This is a genomic window from Blautia sp. MSK20_18 (assembly GCF_020553125.1).
Taxonomy (GTDB): Bacteria; Bacillota; Clostridia; order Lachnospirales; family Lachnospiraceae; genus Blautia_A; species Blautia_A fusiformis.
The window spans coordinates 1-19,298 of sequence record NZ_JAJCGR010000015.1; the positions used below are offsets into that span (position 1 = coordinate 1).

Sequence of the window (19,298 nt, forward strand, 5' to 3'; positions counted from 1 at the left end):
GCGGATTCGGGACTTGCCCCCGTTAGAAACGTGCGCCGCCGGGCGCACACAAAAAGAAGAAGTGTGCTGACCCATCCAGCACACTTCTTCTTTTTCTGTTTTTTATATCTTTGTTCTTCCTCTGATCAATTTTTATCCTCGATGGCATTCTCCTCTTTCTTTCTGGGATCCCAGTTTGAAAGGAAGATATTCAGACCGAAGCCTACAGCCAGGGCCCATGCGGATGCCCATGCAGTTCCCTGGGTTGCAAGCACAGCTGCCATAACACCTGCGATCATCTTGTCACGGTCTGTTCTGCAGTAATCCATACCGATCCTTGCACAGACAAAGGCCTGGAACATCAGAGTAATGGAGGAACCGACTCCGAAGATCGGACGGAAGAAGCTTACAACCGGAATGATCAGCACACTTAAAAACGTTGCAATACGGAAGGATGCCATACCGCCGATCAGAGACTTCATAGCTTTCTTTCCCTCTTTGTAACGAATGGAAACAGATACTGTCATTCCAACCCATAACGGACCGGAAAGCGGCGGGAACGGGGCAATGACGGAAAGGATCAGGTTCCTGATGCCGCTGACCAGGTTGGAGCGGCTGGAATTGAAATCAATGTACTCATCATCTCTGGACTGGCGTGCCTCTGTAACCAGTGTCTCTGTGGTAACAAAATCACCAAATGCGATAACATAGCATACAAGTGCCAGAGGAAGCGCTTTGACAAACATGGAGACCGGCGGGATTCCCACACCAAAGATACTTACCTGTGAGATGATCTCTTTGAACTGTGGGATCTTGATAAAGGTTCCCAGCTCCAAACCAGGCGCATCCAGTTCTCCTACAAGAAGACCTACCACCATGGCGATCAGATACGGGAAAAGGTTTCCATACCTGGCAACAAGATCCAGGAATTTGTTGTTCTTTCTCTTCTCCTGATATTTATCTGAAAAGCTGATCAGGATCAGAAGGCCTACACCGGCAACGATCGCCAGCGGATACTTATGCATGTTGCCGCCCTCTCCCAGCTGTCCTGCCATAACCGTCACCGGCGCAGCAAGAAGGATACCACCCTTAACAGAATTTGGTACTGCATGGACAAATTTATCCGCAAGCTTGGTGATGCCCATAAATATGAACACGAGACCAACCAGCATCTGCAGGGCGATCATTGCCTGGATACGTTCTTTTCCCATAGGGAAGCCTTCCAGGAATACGATCGTCAGCGGAAGGGTCGGTGTGATCCATCCCGGTACAACCGGATCACCAAGTAAGCTGTGTAGCATATACAGCATGGTCTCTATGATCACACAGCTCCATGCCAGCTCATAAGGCAATCCCAGATATTGTTCCAGATAAGGAACCGCCGCCAGTGCCGTAACCCCGAGGATCAGGCCCTGGATAAACTCTACGGACTCAATTTTATAGTGAATAAACGGAAAACGAATCTGAAATGGCCCAAACGGAATGTAGGGCAGTTCGTTTTCTCTTCGCTGTCTTGCTGCACGTGCCATAACGATTCTCCTTTATCGTTTTTTTTGATAATACATATATAGTATCTTTTATTTTGTAAGTTTGTTAATTAACAAACATTTTCAAAAACGGTAAAGTCCAATCCGGGAATTGTTCCCGAATTGGAACTTTGTTTTGCACAGATTCAGTCATCTTTGTCTGTATCCATACAATGATTCACTTTTTTTACTGTAGTCAAACGGATATTCACCCCAAGGGATTTCCTTGATTCAGTCAAGCCTCTTTTCCACGGTTCATCTTAACGAACAGTGCAAGAAGGATTCCTATGAATGTCACTGCCATATTGAGAAGCAGGATCATTCTCGGAGCACTGGTTCCGGCAGTCTTTGTAATGTAGCCGGCCAGTGTCAGAATGGTGTAGTTCGCAACGCTGGATGCGATCATGACCATGGATGTTGCAGTTCCCTTGTTTTCCGGGAAGAACTCCGCAGTTGTGGAAACAGCCAGCTGAAGCACACCGCCTGCGCCTGCAAAACCGATCACAAATCCACCGATAAGACAGATTGTCGGATTCTGGATAAAGTAGCAAAGTCCCAGCATGATGAAAGAGATCAGTGGATAAATGATCAGGATATTGATCTCCTTCAGTCCTTTTTTGATAAATACAGAGGAACACAGGATTGCTGCAAAGGTTCCTACTGCATAGAATGACTGGATTTTGGAAGGATCACTTAAGTTATAAAGCTTTCCGAGCTCCTGGTTACAGTTCAGCCACAGCATGAATGTAGAAGAGCTTGTAAATCCGATGAGGATTGCTGCAAGAGCTGCAGGAGTGATCTTTAATTTTGCTTTTTCTTTCTTTACTGTACCTGCTGTATTTCTCTCCGGGAATGGCAGGAACAGAATCAGGATTCCATCGATAAAGATCGCAGCACCTGCAACAATAAAAATGGTTCTGTAGGACATATTCGCCGCTGCTACAAATCCGATGAGGAAAGGAAGCAGAAACTGGCTGATACACATGGAGAATTTTGTAAACAGGTTCGCTACAGAAGGATTGTTTACATAAATCTCCATACATGTCGGGCTTACGCAGGTGTCCAGGAAGGAGTTTGCGATACCGCCTACAATGGCAAAGGCGTAGGCAACTCCCATAGACGGAGCAAATGCGATTCCCATAAAGTATGCTGCATAACAGATCACGCCGATGATTCCGCTTAATCTGCGTCCGAATTTGTCGGACAGGGGACCGGAAAACGGAAGAGAGATCAGTCTTCCAAGTCCAAGTGCGGCAATTACAGATACTACCATGCTGACATCCATAGTTCCATCACTTAAAGCCTTTGCTCCCCAGTGAGCCGCAAGCTCCGGCTTGTACTGACCCATGATGGAAGCTCCGATTCCATGGATGAAATATGTAAAATACAGCGCGATAGAAGTAATCACTAAATTTTTCTTACCTGTCTGGCTCATTTTTCTTATTTCCCTTCGTTCTCAGCCTGAAATTTCTGGTACTCATCTGTCGGCATCTCAAGACCTGTGTAAAGCTTGTAAGATGCTGCACCCTGCCACAGAAGCATTCCTTTTCCGCCTACAGCAAGCTTCACGCCTGCTTCTTTTGCTTCTTTTACCATCTTTGTCTCTGCCGGATTGTATACGCAGTCAGCAACAACAAGATCCTTATGGAACATGGATTTATCAACCAGTGTGATGTCATCATGTGGTTTCATTCCTGCAAGTGTTCCGTTCGCGAGGATATCTGCGTTTGCGATCTCTTCTCTCAGTTTGTCCTGGTCGTCAAGGCAATATACGCTTACTTTGCAGTCCGGTACTTCTTTTGCAAGCTTCTCAGCAGTTCCTTTTGCTCTGTCAAGGAATGGATCGTCAGGATTGAAGATCGCGATGGATGCAGCTCCGTCAAGGGCACACTGTACAGTAAGGGCTGTAGCTGCACCGCCTGCTCCGAGGACTACCATCTTTTTACCCTTTACATCAACACCGTGCTCTTTCAGATTGCGGACAAATCCGATACCGTCTGTGATATGTCCAACAAGTTTTCCATCCTCATTTACGATGGTGTTTACAGCGCCGATGATCTTTGCTGCCGGTGAAAGCTCGTCTACACACTGAGCTACTTTGTTCTTGCAAGGCATGGTTACATTGCAGCCTCTCATTTTGAACAGACGCATTGCATCAAGAGCTGCCGGAACCTGATCCTCTTTGATATCAAATGCCATGTAAGCATAGTCCAGGTTATGGTACTGGAAGCTGAAGTTGTACATAGCCGGGGATCCGGAATGTCCTACAGGGCTTCCGATCAGTGCAAGTAAACCAGTTGTTCCTTTAATTCTCTGTTCCATTTCTTTTTACCTCCTGCATTTTCCCCTGTCAGACACCGGATATATTTTTTCCGGTGTCTGACAGGGCATCTTTTTAATTTTTGTACTGTCCGGTTTATTGGATAGATTGGCAGATCAGATCCTGGAAGCTACCTCATAAGCCTCTTTTGTTGCATCCAGTGCACGTCTTGCACGGATAGCATCTCCGATCACATGTGTCTCAGGTACAAGGTCTTTGATCTTCTCTTCCAGAGGATTGTAGTTGCGGAATCCCATGGAAAGGATCACAGAATCATATCCTCTTGACTCGTGACGTACTCCGTCAGCAGTCTCATATTCTACCCCGTCTTCATAGAATTTGCATACCTTTGCTCCGGTGATCTCCTTGATTCCGTAGTCCTCGAAATCCTTCATCAGATATACTCTGTGCTCGTGGATCACGTCTGCACCTACGGTATCACGGAACTCGATAACAGTTACATCATGCTCCTGCTCGCCTAAAAATGCAGCTGTCTCGCATCCAACCATTCCACCGCCGACAACGAGAACCTTTTTGCCTGCTGCTCTCTTGCCATCCAGAAGGTCAGAGCCGTGGATGATAGCCGGATTGTCGATTCCCTCGATCGGAAGGATCAGAGTCTTGGAACCGGTGGCAATGATCACGCTGTCCGGCTTCTCTTCTTTGATAAGCTCCGGAGTTACCTCACAGTTCATCACGATCTTAACGCCATCCTTCTGGCAGCGATGGATGTAGCTGCGGATCATGTTTGTGATGTCACCTTTTCCCGGCGGATATGCAGCAAGTCTCATGTTTCCGCCGAGAACATCTCCTGCCTCATAAAGCGTTACCTCATGTCCTCTCTCTTTTGCGATAAATGCAGCAGAAAGTCCTGCAACACCGCCACCGATAACCATAACCTTCTTCGGCTCTTCCGCTTTCTCAAGCGGCTCTGCCTCATGACCCAGGAATGGGTTTGTCAGACAGCATACCGGATTTCCTGCATACATGTTTGCAACACAGCCCTGAAGACAGGCGATACAAGGAGTCATATCCTCAAGACGCTCTTCCTGTGCTTTCTTCGGCATAGCCGGATCTGCAAGGCTCTGACGTCCGAATGCTACAAGGTCTGCTCTTCCTTCTTTTACCATCAGTTCTGCGAACTGTGGCTCTGTATAACGTCCAACTGTGATCACCGGGATATTTACCGCACGTTTGATCTCCTCAACCTCTGCTGCAGAGAATCCACCGTGGATAACAGTCGGTGCCCACATAAACTCATCCTTGATATGAACGGCACGGGATACATGGAGTCCGTCCAGTCCGCAGCTTTCCAGATATGCTGCGATTGCTGCACTGTCGTGGACATCAAGTCCGCCCGGAACCTCATCTGCACAGTTGATTCTTGCAAGAACTGCAATTTTTCCCTGTGTTGCTTTTTTAACTTCCTCGATGATCAGACGGGAGAAACGCATACGGTTCTCAAAGCATCCGCCAAACTCATCCACTCTCTTGTTTGTTCTCGGAGAAAGGAAGGTACTTACCAGATAACCGTGTGCCATATGGATCTCAACAGCATCTGCTCCTGCTTCCATTGCTCTTCTTGCTGCCTCACCGTAGCCTTTGATCAGCTCATAAACTTCCTCAGTTGTAAGCTGCTTCGGAATATCACGGCCGCACACTGACGGGATACTGGTTGCTGCTGTGATCGGTGCTCCTGCGTTCTTTGCATTTCCTTCCGGACCTGCGTTCTGAAGCTGGATGGACACCTTTGCTCCTTCTGCATGACATCCGTCGATAACCTTGCGGAAGCTCTCGATTGTAGAGTCGTCATAAAGACATGGTTTACGCGGGCCGCCCTTTGCGCCCTTGTGAACTACAGTAGCCTCGATGGTGATCAGACCAAATCCGCCTTTTGCTCTTTCTCTGTAATATGCAGCGGACTGCTCACTCATTGTTCCGTCTGTGTTTGCAAAGTTATTTCCCATTGGCGGAACAACAAAACGATTCTTTACTGTCATAGGACCGATCTCGATCGGCTGAAACATCGCATTGAATTTCATATGCGTTCTCCTTTCCTTTGAAACAATCTTTTTGTTTCTTTCACGGTAACGCCCTGTCACCGGTATGACGTCGGAAACAGGGGCCCGTCTGAAATATTAGTTTCTTATATTAATTACAGTACTTCCGGCCAAGCCTCTTCCAGTACCTTCTTTGTGTTCTCATATGTATGTTTTGCAGCATACTCGATACCTTTTTCAAGGTTTGCATCGCTGATAACCTCTACGCCGATGGCATTTGGTCTGATGCCTTTTTCTTTGATCATTTTTACGAACGGTACTGTTGTTCCGATTCCTGTTCCAGGAGCAAGACGGTCATGCATGGACTCATCTCTTAAGATCGTTGTTGCATATGGTCTTTCCCATACATCGTTGATCTGGATGGATACGATCTTGTCTGCCGGGATTCCCTCAAGTACGGAAAGCTCGATCGGCTGGTTTGCTCTTACCCAGTGCCATGTATCAAGGATCAGTTTCGCATTCTCGCAGTCAGCAGCTTTTACAACAGCCCAGCCCTTTTTCACATCCGGGATTCCGCTGTATGGCATTGGCTCAACACCGATGATGTATTTGCCTGCTCTGTGGCAAAGCTCACGAAGCTTCTGTGCTGTGTACTCTACGGAATAGTTCTCCATCAGTCCGCAGTTGATCTGTTTTACGTTAAATAATTCACACATATGGAAGCAGAGCTGTTCTTTGTATTTCTGCTCATAGGAACGATGCTCCTCTGCCCACTGCACGATGTACTCAACCTCTGTTACCTTCATGTCATATTTATCCAGGATTGCCAGGATATCCTCGTCGAAAAGTCCCTCATTCAGGGCATCTACGTAGGTTTCTGCTCTCAGGCCGATCCCCTCATAGCCAGCCTCTTTGGCAGCTTTTACACGGTCCTCAAATTTGCACTGATCTCCCAGTGTCCAGGAACTGATTGTGATTGGAAATTCTTTTGACATGATAATTCCTCCTGAAAATTTAAATAATTTTATTTGTTTTTTTTAAATTATTTTGTATCTTTTTTCTATAAGCATTATATAACTTTGTTAAATACAAAACAAATTGATTGTACCAGGAGAATCCATAGATTTTATCAATATATCATGTTATACTATATAAAACATATTCAGCCGTATTGCCGCCGTCACTGCATACGGCCCGGCAAATCTCTTATGTCTGTCAGACTTACCGGGGATCTGTTCGAAGTAAAACATTCAGATAAACTTACGAAAGGAGTATTGAAAAATGAATCTGTATCATCTTCGCTATTTCGTGACACTGGCTCATCTGGAACATTATACAAAAGCTGCGGATGTTCTGGCCATCACACAGCCCAGCCTAAGTCACGCGATCTCTTCTCTGGAGGAAGAGCTTGGAGTGAAATTATTTGAAAAAAACGGACGGAATGTTTCTCTCACCAAATATGGCAAGTCTTTTCTGGAGGATGTGGAACAAACCCTGAACCGGCTGGATTCCTCCGTAAACGGTCTCCAGCTTGCAGGAAAGGGAGAAGGACAGATCGATGTGGCTTTTCTCAGAACTCTGGGTGTTGACTTTATGCCAAAGATCATCCGCAGCTTTCTTAATGCCAATAAGGGAAAACAGATCCATTTCAATCTGTTCTGCGATAAGGTGCTTACCGGCGATATCCTCACCGGACTGAAAGAAAAGAAATACGATATCGGCTTCTGTTCCAAATTTGACGACGAACCACTGATCGAATTTATTCCGGTTGCCAAGCAGGATCTGGTCGTCATCGTTCCGCCGGAACATCCTCTTGCTGAGAAATCCGAGATTCATCTGGAGGAAACGCTTCCATACAAGCAGATCATCTTCAAGAAGAGAAGCGGTCTCCGCCAGATCATTGACCAGTTATTTAAGAGCATCGGTCAGTACCCGGATGTGGCTTTTGAAATCGATGAGGATCAGGTTGCCGCAGGATTTGTTGCCAATGATTTCGGCATCTGCATTGCACCGGATATCCCGATCCTTCACTCTCTGAACCTTAAGATCCTGCCCCTTGTCTCTCCAAGCTGGCAGCGGAATTTCTACATGGCCATGCTGAAGGATGTATACCATCCGCCGGTCGTGGAAGCCTTTAAAAAATTTGTGATCGAGGAAACCTCGAGGGAGATTTTTTATAAGACCAATTAAACGATCTGTTCATCTGCAAATATATGGTCCGGATCTTTTATATCATAAAGGACAGCTGCCCGATCTCCGTTCTGTTTCTGTACGGTTTATCGGACAGCTGTCCCTTTTATATGTAAAACTATTCTGTTTTATGATCAGCAGTTATTTATTTGCCTCTGCCTCACGAAGTCTGTGGATCAGCTCCTCGCAGATCTCAAGCTCACTCTTTCCGTCTGTCTCAACAACTATATCTGCTGCTGCCTCATATTTCGCGCGACGTTTTTCCAACAGATCAGCGATAAATGAAACATTTTTGTTGTTCTCAAGTAAAGGACGGTCATGATTATCCTTTACACGTTCCAGAATAGTTTCCGGCTTTGCAGTCAGAAGTACAACACGGCCATTTTTTTTCATCTCGGTAACATTGCGCTCCCGCATCGGAACACCACCGCCACAGGATACTACAACATTAGATCTGGACTGCATCTCGATCAGAAGATTTGTCTCAAGCTCACGGAAATACTCTTCACCGTAAGTCTCAAAGATATCGGAAATGCTCATTCCCTGTCTCTCCACGATACACTGATCCATCTCCACAACATCCATGGCAAGAACATTCTTCAGATAATCGGAGATCGTAGATTTACCAGCTCCCATAAATCCGATCAGGAAGATATTATAATTGAAAAGATTTCTGGACTGGATCCTTTTACTGTTCTGTGTGATGCTTGCAAAAACATCATTGACCTCTTTCTTATGACGTCTGCCTTCCATTCTGGCTTCCAGCCATCCTTTCTGCTTCGCCTCCTGTTCCGGCTGAAGTACCGGAAGATCGTTAGCTTCCTTGTATACCATGATGTCCTCTACGATCCTGTTTCTCATAAGGAGTGCGTCCAGGATGATCTCATCGCACTGTCCAAGGCTTTCTCTTAATACTTCTAACTGGTTCATAATATCTCCTTTACTTCGTTCATTTTATTACGGATTTCCGTCATCACTTTATCACTTTAAATCAAGTATCTGTCCTTATTATACCAACTGGTCATTTTTATCTCAACCCAAATTTTCATTGAATTTACGCATGTGATCTATAGATTATTTTTATAATTTTTAGGCACGGCAAAGATATCCGACGCCGGACTTCACGCTATGATGGACTGAATTGTTTGCAGTAATTTATGGAATTGCTATAGTATTCACGCCAGGATCTGTGTCAAAAAAATCTCCGCCCTTTTACAGAAGCAGAGATTTTTTACAGAAATTTTATCACCAAGATTCTACTGTATCACTTCATAGATCCGGTAATGCTTGTATATATAATCCCGGAACTGCTCCACAAGCGCACTTGGGTACCGGTTTTTCATCATTCCCATGTATATGTAACGACGGCAGTGCAGATTCTCAATATTTAAGATTTTCACAGGAAGTGTATGGATCACCGGTACATCCGGCACAATGCCTACACCAAATTCCTCCGCCACCATACCTGCCAGTGCACCATCCTCTTCTACCTCAAAGGCCGTCTCCGGTGAAAGTCCTTCCTTTTCGAAAAGCTCCCGGATCACAAAATACAGTCCGCTTGCAGGGGTAAAGGTCACCTGCGGATACTGCCCCAGCTCTTTTATGGTCACTGAATTTCGGTCTGCAAGAGCATGGTTCTCAGGCACTACAGCCACCAGCTTTTCTTCTGACACCGGCACAAAGCTGATCTCCTTCTCGCCCTCTGCCCGGGAACAGAAGATCACGTCGAATTTCTCTTCCTTCAGACCCCGGATCAGACTTCCGGTAGCTGCATTCTGAAAACGGAAATCAATCTTCTTCCCCTCCTGTTCATTAAGGAACCCCCGGACAAGCTCCGGGATAAATCTGCGTCCCTGGGTATGGATATACCCGATGGAAATACTTCCTCCCGGAATCCTTGCCGCTTCCTGTATCCTCTCCACACCAAGATTCAGGATATGTAAGGAGTCCTGCACATATTTCAGAAACATTTCCCCGTATTTGGTCATGGTCACATTTCTTCCGTGACGCTCAAAAAGTGGAACCTGCAGTTCCTTTTCAAGGTTGGAGATCGCATGGCTCAGGCTTGGCTGGGTTATATCCAGCCTCTTGGCTGCTCTGGTATAATTTTCGATCTGGGCAAGAGTCACAAAATATGTGAGCTGATTTAAGTTCATATGTCAAAAAATCCTTTCTTTCCTCCGCGCGAGAGACTTTCAGGCAGGTAAGCTCAGACACCTCGCTGCCTGGTCTGTTTCACACTCCAAGGCTCAGGAGTTCTTTTCCCGCCGCAAGTCTCTCATAAAACTGCTCATAAAAATCCCGCTTCTCATCATAAGGCTTCCTGTAAAACTGGTTCACCACATACATGTTCAGGTTTCGGATCAGATCACTGTCCTCGCTCTCATAGAGAACCGCCTGGACATCCAGAAGAAAATAATGCCAGTCACAGACAAATTTTTCGTAATTTTGAAAATCCGGAGTATCTACCCATTTCCGGACCTTGATCTTACTGCGGCTGGTCTTTTTGCACTCGTGGATCTGAAGGATGTATTTAAAACTCCCGTCCTCATAGTATCTTCCCAGCGGGAACAAACGGCAGAAGCCCGGACGAAAGCTGTGGATGGAGCATCTTCCGTTGCTATTCAGAAATACGCATCGTTCCTCTGCCCCTGTCATCCTAAGATGCGGCAGAATATTTCCGTCTGTGACGCCAAGCTCTATTTTTCCGGCAAGCAGCTGGTCCACACTTAAGTGAAGTCCCTGACTTAACCGCCATACATCCAGCGGATCCAGTACAACAGAATCTCCCATTCCCGTACAGCAGTCAAAACAGCCCTTACAGTCCTGACAGTCTGCCTTTACCATGTCATTTGCCTCGTATAAACGACCGTCGGAAATTTCCTCCAGTGTAACCTCCCGCCGCATCAGACAAGTGCCTCCAGTCCTGTAACTCCCCAGTCCTCAGCCAGGCTTTTCAACCCGTCCAGGATCTCCTCCCTGGAATAATCGTGATCATCCAGGTAATCTACGTCCATATCATTGAGATGCAGATAAAAGGTAAGGGCAAGCTCCAGATAATCTGGATCATCTTCCTCCATGTTCATAAGAAGCTCATTTTCCGCTCCGTTGATATCACCCTCATCAGCAAGTCCGATAACCTTCTTAAAAAGCTGGTCTGCCTCTGTATAATCTGCCTCTGCTGCAGGAAGTGTATACTGCGGCATATCTCCCTTAAGAAGAAGTCTTGTGATCAGTCTTGCGATATCCTGAATATTTCCTGACATTCTGTCATCCTGTAATCCCAAATCGTTTTCCTCTCTTTCTGCTGTCCTGTTCTGCCAGACACATTTCTCCGACCGACGTATCTGCATCCGGTCCTCCGCTCATCCGAACCCCGGATATCTGGACAGGCAATTTATTTAATCCAGTTTAATTCCTGACAACGCCTGTGCAAATGCATTGTTCACCGGCTCATTGGCCTCTTTCTGCTGTTTCTTAAGATAACGCTGCACATCACGCTTATTCACACCTGCACCCTCTTTGGCTCGTCTTGCCTGGAAGGATGAAAGCTTTTCTTTATAGCCGCACTGACATACAAAGGTCTCTTCTTTTCCCTTCAGAAGCATCTCCATACGCTTATGGCATTTCGGACAGCGCGCATTGGTGGTCCTGGATACTGTCTCTCTGTATCCGCATTCCCGGTCCTCGCACACCAGCATTTTGGCATTCTTTCCGTTGACTGCCAGAAGATGTTTGCCGCAGTTAGGGCACTTCTTGTTTGTCATATTGTCATGGCGGAATGTTCCCTGTCCGCCTTTGATCTCATCTACGATCTCACAGGCATATTTACGGATCCCTGTGAGGAATTTATCCTGACGGAGCTTTCCGTTTGCAATATCACTGAGCTTCATCTCCCAGTCTGCGGTAAGCTCCGGCTTTTTCAATTCTTCCGGAACCAGCTCCAGAAGCTGTTTCGCCTTGGAGGTAATGTAGATCTCATTGCCTCTTTTTTCCATCATAAAGCTGTTGAAAAGCTTCTCGATGATGTCCGCTCTTGTGGCTACCGTTCCAAGTCCACCGGTCTCACCAAGGGTTTTTGCCGCTTTTTTGTCGTGGCTTTCCATAAAATGAACCGGATTTTCCATGGCACCAAGAAGTGTGGCCTCTGTAAATCTGGCCGGTGGTTTTGTTTTGCCTGCTGTAAGAGCTGCTCCTTCCACAGTAAGTATCTGACCTTCCGTAAGCTCCGGAAGCTTCTGGTCTTTCAGCTTATCACCGGATTCCTCTTCATCCTCATCCTGCCAGCCGCCTTCATAAACCTCTCTCCACCCTGCACTTTTTACAATACGTCCGCTTGCAGCGAAAGTTTCTCCTGCTGCAGTTCCTTCCATGCTTACCAGCTCATATACAGCCGGCGGATACAGCACGCTCAGGAAACGGCGTACTACCATATCGTAAATCTTCCGTTCCTCGTTGGTCATATGATCCAGCTGTACAAACTGTTCTGTAGGAATGATGGCATGATGGTCACTGACTTTTTTGTCATCCACAAAGCCAGCACTGGTCTGGATCGGTTTATTGACCAGCGCACCGGCAAGTTTTCGATAAGGACCTGTCCCGCATGCCTGAAGACGCTCTTTAATGGTAGGAACTACATCTTTTCCTATATATCTGGAATCCGTTCTTGGGTAGGTAAGGACTTTGTGATTCTCGTAGAGCCTCTGCATGATATTCAGAGTTTCCTTTGCAGAAAAGCCGTATTTCTGATTGGCTTCTCTCTGAAGAGTGGTCAGGTCATAAAGCCCCGGCGCATAGGTCTTCTTCGGCTTTCTGGAAACCTTTGTTATGGTAAGGTTGCTTTTTCCTGCCTTTGTCTGGATCTCCTGGGCACGCTCCTTCTTAAAGGTGCGGAGGCTTCCGCTTTTTCCGTCACGCCAGGTCCAGCGTACATTTCCCGCCTGCAGAGTGATCCCGTAATAATCCTCCGGCTTAAATTCCCGGATTTCCTGCTCTCTTCTTGCGATCATGGCAAGGGTGGGGGTCTGCACACGTCCGCAGGAAAGCTGGGCATTATATTTACAGGTCAGCGCTCTGGTCCCGTTCATTCCCACCAGCCAGTCCGCCTCCGCCCTGGCCTGTGCCGCACGGTAAAGATCATCATAATCATGGCCGTTTTTAAGGTGGGCAAAGCCGTCACGGATTGCTTTGTCCGTTACGGATGAGATCCACAGACGCTTAATAGGTTTATGGCAGTCTGCCTTTGCAAGGATCCATCTTGCTACCAGTTCTCCCTCACGTCCAGCATCTGTGGCAATGATGATCTCCCCGATATCCTTCCTGTAAAGCTGGGTTTTCACCGCATTGTACTGCTTGGAGGTCTGGCGTATCACCACCAGTTTCATTTTCTCCGGCATCATGGGAAGCGTGGAAAGCTCCCATTTGGTATATTTTTTATCGTATTCTTCCGGATCTGCCAGTGTTACCAGATGTCCCAGGGCCCAGGTCACTACATAGTCTTTTCCTTCCAGGGTTCCGTTCCCCTTCTGACTGCAGTGGAGGACTCTGGCAATGTCTCTGGCAACGGATGGCTTCTCCGCAATTACTAATGATTTCATATTTTTTTCTTTCACCTCTTACTCTTTGGAGCCTGTTTCCTAATGGCTCCGGGGTTCAACTATTATAGCATGAAAAAAGCACTTCGTCCAGAAAAGGGCCGAAGCCTTTTTCCGTCGAAATGCTCTTTACTTTCATATTACTCTCAGCAGCTGTTCATGCACATTTTCCGCTGATCTTATAGCCCACTCCACGAACTGTTTCCACCAGATCTCCTGCCGGGCCAAGCTTCTGGCGAAGGGTACGGATATGTACATCTACGGTTCTGCTCTCCCCGTCGAATTCATATCCCCAGATCTGATTTAAAAGCTGTGTTCTGGAAAGAACCGTACCACTGTTTTTCAGAAGGAGACAAAGCATCTCGTATTCTTTCAGTGTCAGATTCACAGGCTCCTGATCAACAGTTACCTCATGTCTTCCCGGACATACATAAAGATTTTCCATACGATACTCCTCTGCGCCATTGTCCTCTGATCTCCGAAGAAGGGCACGTACCCTGGAGATCAGTTCCATCATGCGGAACGGCTTCGGAATGTAATCATCTGCACCGCTGTCCAGACCTACCACGGTATCAAACTCACTTCCTTTTGCAGTAAGCATGATCACCGGAAGTTTCCGCACATCCGGACGGATACGGATTTTTTTTAAAATAGACAGTCCGTCTTCCTCCGGAAGCATAATGTCCAGAAGCACCAGTGAAGGCAGTTCTTTTTCTAGCGCTTTCCAGAAAAGTGATGGCCGTTCAAAACCCTGTGCCTCCAGACCCTGACTGTTTAATGTATATACAACAAGTTCACGGATACTTTCATCATCTTCCACAAGATATATCATAATTTTCCTCCAGCTTCATTTTTCATCTGATACGTGCAAGTATAAAGTGCATTCGTAAAATCCAACATAGAAAAAAGGTTAAGTTTATGTAAAATATAGAAATCCTTAAGAAATTTTAATTTGTAAAAGCCGAACGTCAATGTTATGATAAAGCAGAGAGTTGTTTGGAGGTTTTTTATTATGTATTCTTTTATTGTGAATCCCAATTCAAGATCCGGTGAGGGACGTAATGTCTGGAACCGGCTTCGCAGCATCATGGAAAGTCAGGGGATCTCATATCAGTATTTTCTCACAGAATATGTGGGACACGCCACAGTACTGGCACGAAGGATCAGTACTGCCGGAACACCGGAGGACCCGGTAACTCTGGTAACAGTAGGCGGTGACGGCACTATTTACGAAGTACTTACCGGGATCATTGATCTGTCTTCGGTTGTTTTCGGATTTATCCCGGTCGGGTCCGGCAACGATTTCTGCCGCAGTATGGGCCTGCCCTTTGATCCTTTTGAAGCGCTTCGCTCTATTCTTGAGAACAGACGGACCATTTTCATGGATGTTCCTGTTCTCCACCTTGGCAGCCATTCCTACCGTTTCGGCATCAGTGCAGGAATAGGCTACGATGCGGCAATCTGTCAGGAAGTCCTGATCACACCTGGCAAAAAATTTCTCAACCGTCTCCATATGGGTAAACTCATCTACCTTATGGTGGCACTGAAGCAATTTCTCTTCCTTACTCCGTCCCCGGTCACGATAACACTTGACGGGAACAAGCCACAAACCTTCAGCAGGACTTGGTTTGCGGCTGTAATGAACCAGAAATATGAAGGCGGAGGCTTTAAATTCTGTCCAAACGCCAGTCCGGAGGATGGTTTACTGGATGTGATCGTTATTGAAGGAATCTCCAAGCTGAAAATGCTGTTCTGCCTGCCGAGCGCTCTCTGGGGAAAACATACCCGCATTCGCGGTGTACATATTTTACAGTGCAGGAACGTACATATTACAAGTGCCCATTCCCTTCCTGTGCATAAAGACGGAGAATCCGGCGGAATCCAGCGTGAATTTTCTGTGACCATTGAAAAGAAACCTTTAAAAATCATAATGCCTGTGTTATAGTAGCAGGTAGATACTTAACAAAAAAGAAGCTTAAGGCTGACATCAGCCATACCTCAAGAAAAGGAGCGGCAAAATGTTGAGTAAAATAAAAAAATACAGGCACGGTTTTATCATAGCTATCTATTTCGTTGCCTATCTTATCCTGTTTGGATATCTGGAGCAGCGGCCTGTACGAGCCTACCATATTGTACATACTGTTTTTGATGATATGATCCCGTTCTGCGAGATTTTTATTATTCCGTACCTTTTATGGTTTCCATATGTGATAATGACGGTTGTGTATTTCCTGTTTCGCAATAAGAATAAAAAGGAATATTTCCAGCTGATCTTCAACCTGATGATGGGAATGACGGTTTTCCTTGTTGTTTCCTACATCTATCCGAACGTTCAGTATCTCCGCCCTGCGGTATTCCCCAGAAGCAACATCTTTACACGACTGGTGGCTGAGATCTATCGGACAGATACTCCCACCAATATCCTGCCAAGTATCCATGTATTTAATTCCCTGGCTGTTTATTTTGCCATTCATCACTGCCAGGCACTAAAAGACAGGAAATGGCTTCAGCGAGGAGCTCTGATCCTTTCTGTTCTGATCATCCTGTCCACCATGTTTATCAAGCAGCATTCTGTGATCGATGTATGTCTTGGCACCACACTGGCACTGTTCGGACATCTCCTGTTCTATCCACAGAGAGTGGATGATTACGAGGAACAGCGTTCTCTATCCCATATGCGTAAGAAGAAGCCGGAACAGAATTTATAAAAAAAAGCCCCGTTGGGGGCTTTTTTTAATTAAATCCATAAAACTTCTGACAGATCTTATAGGCTGCCACAAACATCTTTCTTCCACCTTTTCCGGGAAGATTGGACACTCTTCCGAAGAGACTTCTCCGAAGCTTCCGGTACAGTCCCATATTCTGGTCTTTGATGTAATCCTGCAGCTCCTGTTTTTTATCCAGGCATTCCTGCGTTGCAGCTCTTACCAGCATGATCGAAGAAACGGTTGTGATGATATCCAGATAGCTGAACATATAAGCACGAAGTCTGCGGTTGCTCACATTAGCCTTCAGATAGGCGTCCACCATCAGTTTGTTTACACGGATCTGCTGATCGATACGCTTGATCATCACTTTCTCATTGACAGACTGATCATCTCTTCCAATAAAATATCGATAGAAATTTACATCCAGATAATAGAGATTTTTTACATAGGGAAGCGGCTCAAACGCAAACAGGTTATCTACGTAGAACGTATGTTTCGGAAGCTCCATTCCACAGTCATGGAGAAGTTTTGTACGGTATATCATGGAATGCATAAGGAGATACTGGCCTTTTTTCATGTGGCGTACCTCATCCCATCCGAAAATCTGGTTTGTCGGAAAACAGTGTCTGTACTGCATGATCTTTTTGCGGGTAGCTCCCTGCTTCTCATAAACGAAATTACTGATGAGAAGATCCACGGTCTCAGCCCCACGTGTCAGTTCATAAAGTGTTTTCAGGACCTCATAGTAGGCGTCCTGATTTACCCAGTCATCACTGTCCACAACCTTGAAATAAAGTCCTGTTGCGTTTTTGATTCCCGTGTTGACTGCCTGTCCATGGCCGCCATTTTCCTGATGTATGGCTTTTACGATAGTTGGATATTTCTCGGCGTAATCATCTGCGATCTCGGCAGTACGGTCACTGGAGCCATCATCTACAATGATAATCTCCACTTCCTCTCCTCCGATCAGCAGGGAATTGATGCATTTTGACATATAAGCCTCTGAATTATAGCATGGTATTGCTACGCTCAAAAGTTTCATGAGTTTTCCTCCTTCATATATCTGGTGTATGCGCGAAACGCAGATGGTATTGCATATTTTTTATCGGATTCTCTCTTATCCACAAACAGGAACTCCCCCTGCGGTGCTTCTTCCAGAGAGGATACAGCGATACGATAAGCACACATCCTCCATTCAATATGGGAAAAAATGTGCTTCGCATCCGGCAGTGCTTCGATCCGCAGTGGTTCCAGTCCCATGGCTTTTACCCGGGCAAGTGCCGCCTTCTCCGTCAGATGTCCTTCCACATTTGGAAGTTCATAAAGGCCTGCCAGAAGTCCTGTATCCGGACGTTTACGGATCGCTGTACCTGCTCCGTCCTGGATCACAAGGACCGTTCGCTGTTCTATGGTGCGGGCTTTCTTCGGTGCTTTTACGGGAAGTTCTTCTACAGTTCCATGCTTTCTGGCAAGGCAAAAATGCCCCAGCGGGCATTCTTCGCACTTTGCTGCTCCGTTTGGAACACAGACTACAGCTCCCAGCTCCATCATAGCCTGGTTGAAATCCCCTGGTCTGTCCTCAGACATCTGCTCTGTAAGATCATTTTCCACCGATTTCCGTACAGACTGTTTCATGATATCTCCACGGTTTTCGGTGAGTCTTGCGTATACCCGCAGCACATTTCCATCTACTGCAGGGACTTTCTTTCCGTAGGCAATGGACGCAATGGCACCTGCCGTATATCTTCCTATTCCTTTTAACGAGAGAAGTGTCTCAAAATCCTCAGGGATCCTGCCTCCATATTCTTCCATGACCTGAACAGCCGCTTTCTGCATGTTGCGGACACGGCTGTAATAGCCAAGGCCTTCCCACAGCTTGATGATCCTCTCTTCCGGTGCCGCCGCAAGGGCTGCTACATCCGGAAGTTCCTGGATAAAGCGCTGAAAATAAGGTTTCACAGCTTCCACTCGGGTCTGCTGGAGCATGATCTCAGATACCCAGGTATAATAGGCATTGTCTTTATCTCTCCAGGGCAGGATCCTTTTGTTTTTATCGTACCATTTCAGAAGGGGTTCTGCAATGTTTTCAGGCATATCGTTTCCTTTCTATAATCTTACCGGTATCGGATCACAGATCTTCATGGAATCTTCCGTGACGGCACAGTCATAGGCCAGGATGTGAACACCGGCATCTGCTGCCGCCTTAAGTGTCTCTCCAAATTCCGGATGTGTCTCCCGATTTGGTTCAAAATACCTTACACCCTTCATCTGGATCACCAGAAGAAGATACGCCTCATAGCCGTCAGCTGCTGCATGCATCAGCTCACAGAGATGCTTGATCCCCCGTTCTGTAGGTGCGTCCGGAAAGCGCACGATATTATTTTCTTCCAGAGTGACGCCTTTTACCTCGATAAAAGCCTTTCGCTTCCCGGATTCCACATACAGGTCAAAACGGGAATTTCCGTATGTCTTTTCTCTCCTGACAGTCACTTTCTCCGGAAAAAGATTTCCGGCCGCCACCCACTCTTCTGCTGCTTTATTCGGGGCCTGGGAATCCATATTGATCCAGCGGCCCTCCTTGTTCACACTGATCAGATCGTATTTCGTTTTCCTGGCAGGATTATCACTCTTTTCCAGGATCACTTCTGCTTCCGGAACAAGAAGTTCCCGGCATCTGCCTGTATTCTTCACATGGACCGTTTCCAGCTGATCCCCGATCTGCACATGAGCGATAAAACGGTTAGGCCTGTCTTTGAATATACCTCTGATCGTATTCTTATAATTCATAGTTTTTCCCTCGTAACCCTTACTATAACATAAAATCTTCAAAAGCGCAGTTGCTTTTTTTTCTTTTCTCATATAGAATTATTTTGATAACTGTTCACTGGTAATATTCCGCGAGGTGTTTTTTGTGAGCGAAGGCCACAGAAAACCCGAGACATACCGCGCGAATTTATGCGATTAACATAAATTCTGTGCAT

Annotated in this window: 17 protein-coding genes; 3 read left to right on the top strand and 14 right to left on the bottom strand. The window is 46.2% G+C overall.

Annotated elements, in window-relative coordinates; genetic code table 11:
• Window positions 1–125: 125 nt before the first annotated feature.
• From LI091_RS09765 to LI091_RS09785, 5 genes are all read right to left on the bottom strand, one after another.
• A complete protein-coding gene (locus tag LI091_RS09765; protein ID WP_015527029.1) occupies window positions 126–1,508 on the bottom strand; it encodes a hypothetical protein in 1,383 nt (460 codons plus the stop codon).
• 232 nt (window positions 1,509–1,740) lie between these two features.
• Window positions 1,741–2,940: an MFS transporter gene (locus LI091_RS09770; protein WP_021652301.1), complete on the bottom strand. Its 1,200-nt coding sequence runs from the start codon at window positions 2,938–2,940 to the stop codon at window positions 1,741–1,743.
• Between the two features lie 5 nt (window positions 2,941–2,945).
• The gene (aroE, locus tag LI091_RS09775) at window positions 2,946–3,827 is read right to left on the bottom strand and encodes a shikimate dehydrogenase (RefSeq protein ID WP_015527027.1); all 882 of its coding nucleotides are present in this window, start codon (window positions 3,825–3,827) and stop codon (window positions 2,946–2,948) included.
• Window positions 3,828–3,941: 114 nt separating this feature from the next.
• On the bottom strand, window positions 3,942–5,867 hold the full coding sequence (locus LI091_RS09780) for an FAD-dependent oxidoreductase (protein ID WP_015527026.1): 1,926 nt from the start codon (window positions 5,865–5,867) through the stop codon (window positions 3,942–3,944).
• A gap of 113 nt (window positions 5,868–5,980) precedes the next feature.
• Entirely contained in the window at window positions 5,981–6,820 is an 840-nt protein-coding gene (locus tag LI091_RS09785) for a sugar phosphate isomerase/epimerase family protein (RefSeq protein WP_022426446.1), read from the bottom strand.
• A gap of 286 nt (window positions 6,821–7,106) precedes the next feature.
• Between LI091_RS09785 and LI091_RS09790 the strand changes: the two genes are divergently transcribed.
• Window positions 7,107–8,015 (top strand): LysR family transcriptional regulator, encoded by a 909-nt coding sequence (locus LI091_RS09790; RefSeq protein ID WP_021652297.1) that lies wholly within the window; start codon window positions 7,107–7,109, stop codon window positions 8,013–8,015.
• 141 nt (window positions 8,016–8,156) lie between these two features.
• On the opposite strand, the gene LI091_RS09795 is transcribed toward LI091_RS09790, so the two are convergent.
• The 6 genes from LI091_RS09795 to LI091_RS09820 all read right to left on the bottom strand — a co-directional run bounded on the left by LI091_RS09795 (window position 8,157) and on the right by LI091_RS09820 (window position 14,441).
• Window positions 8,157–8,945 (bottom strand): shikimate kinase, encoded by a 789-nt coding sequence (locus LI091_RS09795; protein WP_021652296.1) that lies wholly within the window; start codon window positions 8,943–8,945, stop codon window positions 8,157–8,159.
• 326 nt (window positions 8,946–9,271) lie between these two features.
• A complete protein-coding gene (locus LI091_RS09800) occupies window positions 9,272–10,171 on the bottom strand; it encodes a LysR family transcriptional regulator (protein ID WP_015527022.1) in 900 nt (299 codons plus the stop codon).
• A 79-nt stretch (window positions 10,172–10,250) separates the two neighbouring features.
• Window positions 10,251–10,922 (bottom strand): YkgJ family cysteine cluster protein, encoded by a 672-nt coding sequence (locus LI091_RS09805; protein ID WP_021652295.1) that lies wholly within the window; start codon window positions 10,920–10,922, stop codon window positions 10,251–10,253.
• Window positions 10,922–11,302 (bottom strand): DUF6483 family protein, encoded by a 381-nt coding sequence (locus LI091_RS09810; protein WP_022426444.1) that lies wholly within the window; start codon window positions 11,300–11,302, stop codon window positions 10,922–10,924. Before LI091_RS09810 ends, LI091_RS09805 begins: the two co-directional genes overlap by 1 nt.
• A 114-nt stretch (window positions 11,303–11,416) precedes the next feature.
• Window positions 11,417–13,612 carry a DNA topoisomerase III gene (locus tag LI091_RS09815; RefSeq protein WP_021652294.1) on the bottom strand — a complete coding sequence of 732 codons (2,196 nt, stop codon included), beginning with the start codon at window positions 13,610–13,612 and terminating at the stop codon, window positions 11,417–11,419.
• A 154-nt stretch (window positions 13,613–13,766) separates the two neighbouring features.
• A complete protein-coding gene (locus LI091_RS09820; protein ID WP_021652293.1) occupies window positions 13,767–14,441 on the bottom strand; it encodes a response regulator transcription factor in 675 nt (224 codons plus the stop codon).
• 180 nt (window positions 14,442–14,621) lie between these two features.
• Here LI091_RS09820 and LI091_RS09825 point away from each other — a divergent pair, with 180 nt between their 5' ends.
• Window positions 14,622–15,554 carry a diacylglycerol/lipid kinase family protein gene (locus LI091_RS09825; protein WP_059085371.1) on the top strand — a complete coding sequence of 311 codons (933 nt, stop codon included), beginning with the start codon at window positions 14,622–14,624 and terminating at the stop codon, window positions 15,552–15,554.
• Between the two features lie 73 nt (window positions 15,555–15,627).
• A complete protein-coding gene (locus LI091_RS09830) occupies window positions 15,628–16,317 on the top strand; it encodes a phosphatase PAP2 family protein (protein ID WP_059085370.1) in 690 nt (229 codons plus the stop codon).
• 25 nt (window positions 16,318–16,342) lie between these two features.
• Here the strand turns inward: LI091_RS09830 and LI091_RS09835 are convergent, their stop codons facing one another.
• The 3 genes from LI091_RS09835 to sfsA are packed head-to-tail and all read right to left on the bottom strand — an operon-like array spanning window position 16,343 to window position 19,104.
• Entirely contained in the window at window positions 16,343–17,359 is a 1,017-nt protein-coding gene (locus tag LI091_RS09835) for a glycosyltransferase family 2 protein (protein WP_059085369.1), read from the bottom strand.
• A complete protein-coding gene (mutY, locus tag LI091_RS09840) occupies window positions 17,356–18,411 on the bottom strand; it encodes an A/G-specific adenine glycosylase (RefSeq protein WP_059085368.1) in 1,056 nt (351 codons plus the stop codon). The genes LI091_RS09835 and mutY overlap by 4 nt, the downstream gene beginning before the upstream one ends.
• 12 nt (window positions 18,412–18,423) lie before the next feature.
• The gene (gene sfsA, locus LI091_RS09845; protein ID WP_044961964.1) at window positions 18,424–19,104 is read right to left on the bottom strand and encodes a DNA/RNA nuclease SfsA; all 681 of its coding nucleotides are present in this window, start codon (window positions 19,102–19,104) and stop codon (window positions 18,424–18,426) included.
• Window positions 19,105–19,298: the final 194 nt, after the last annotated feature.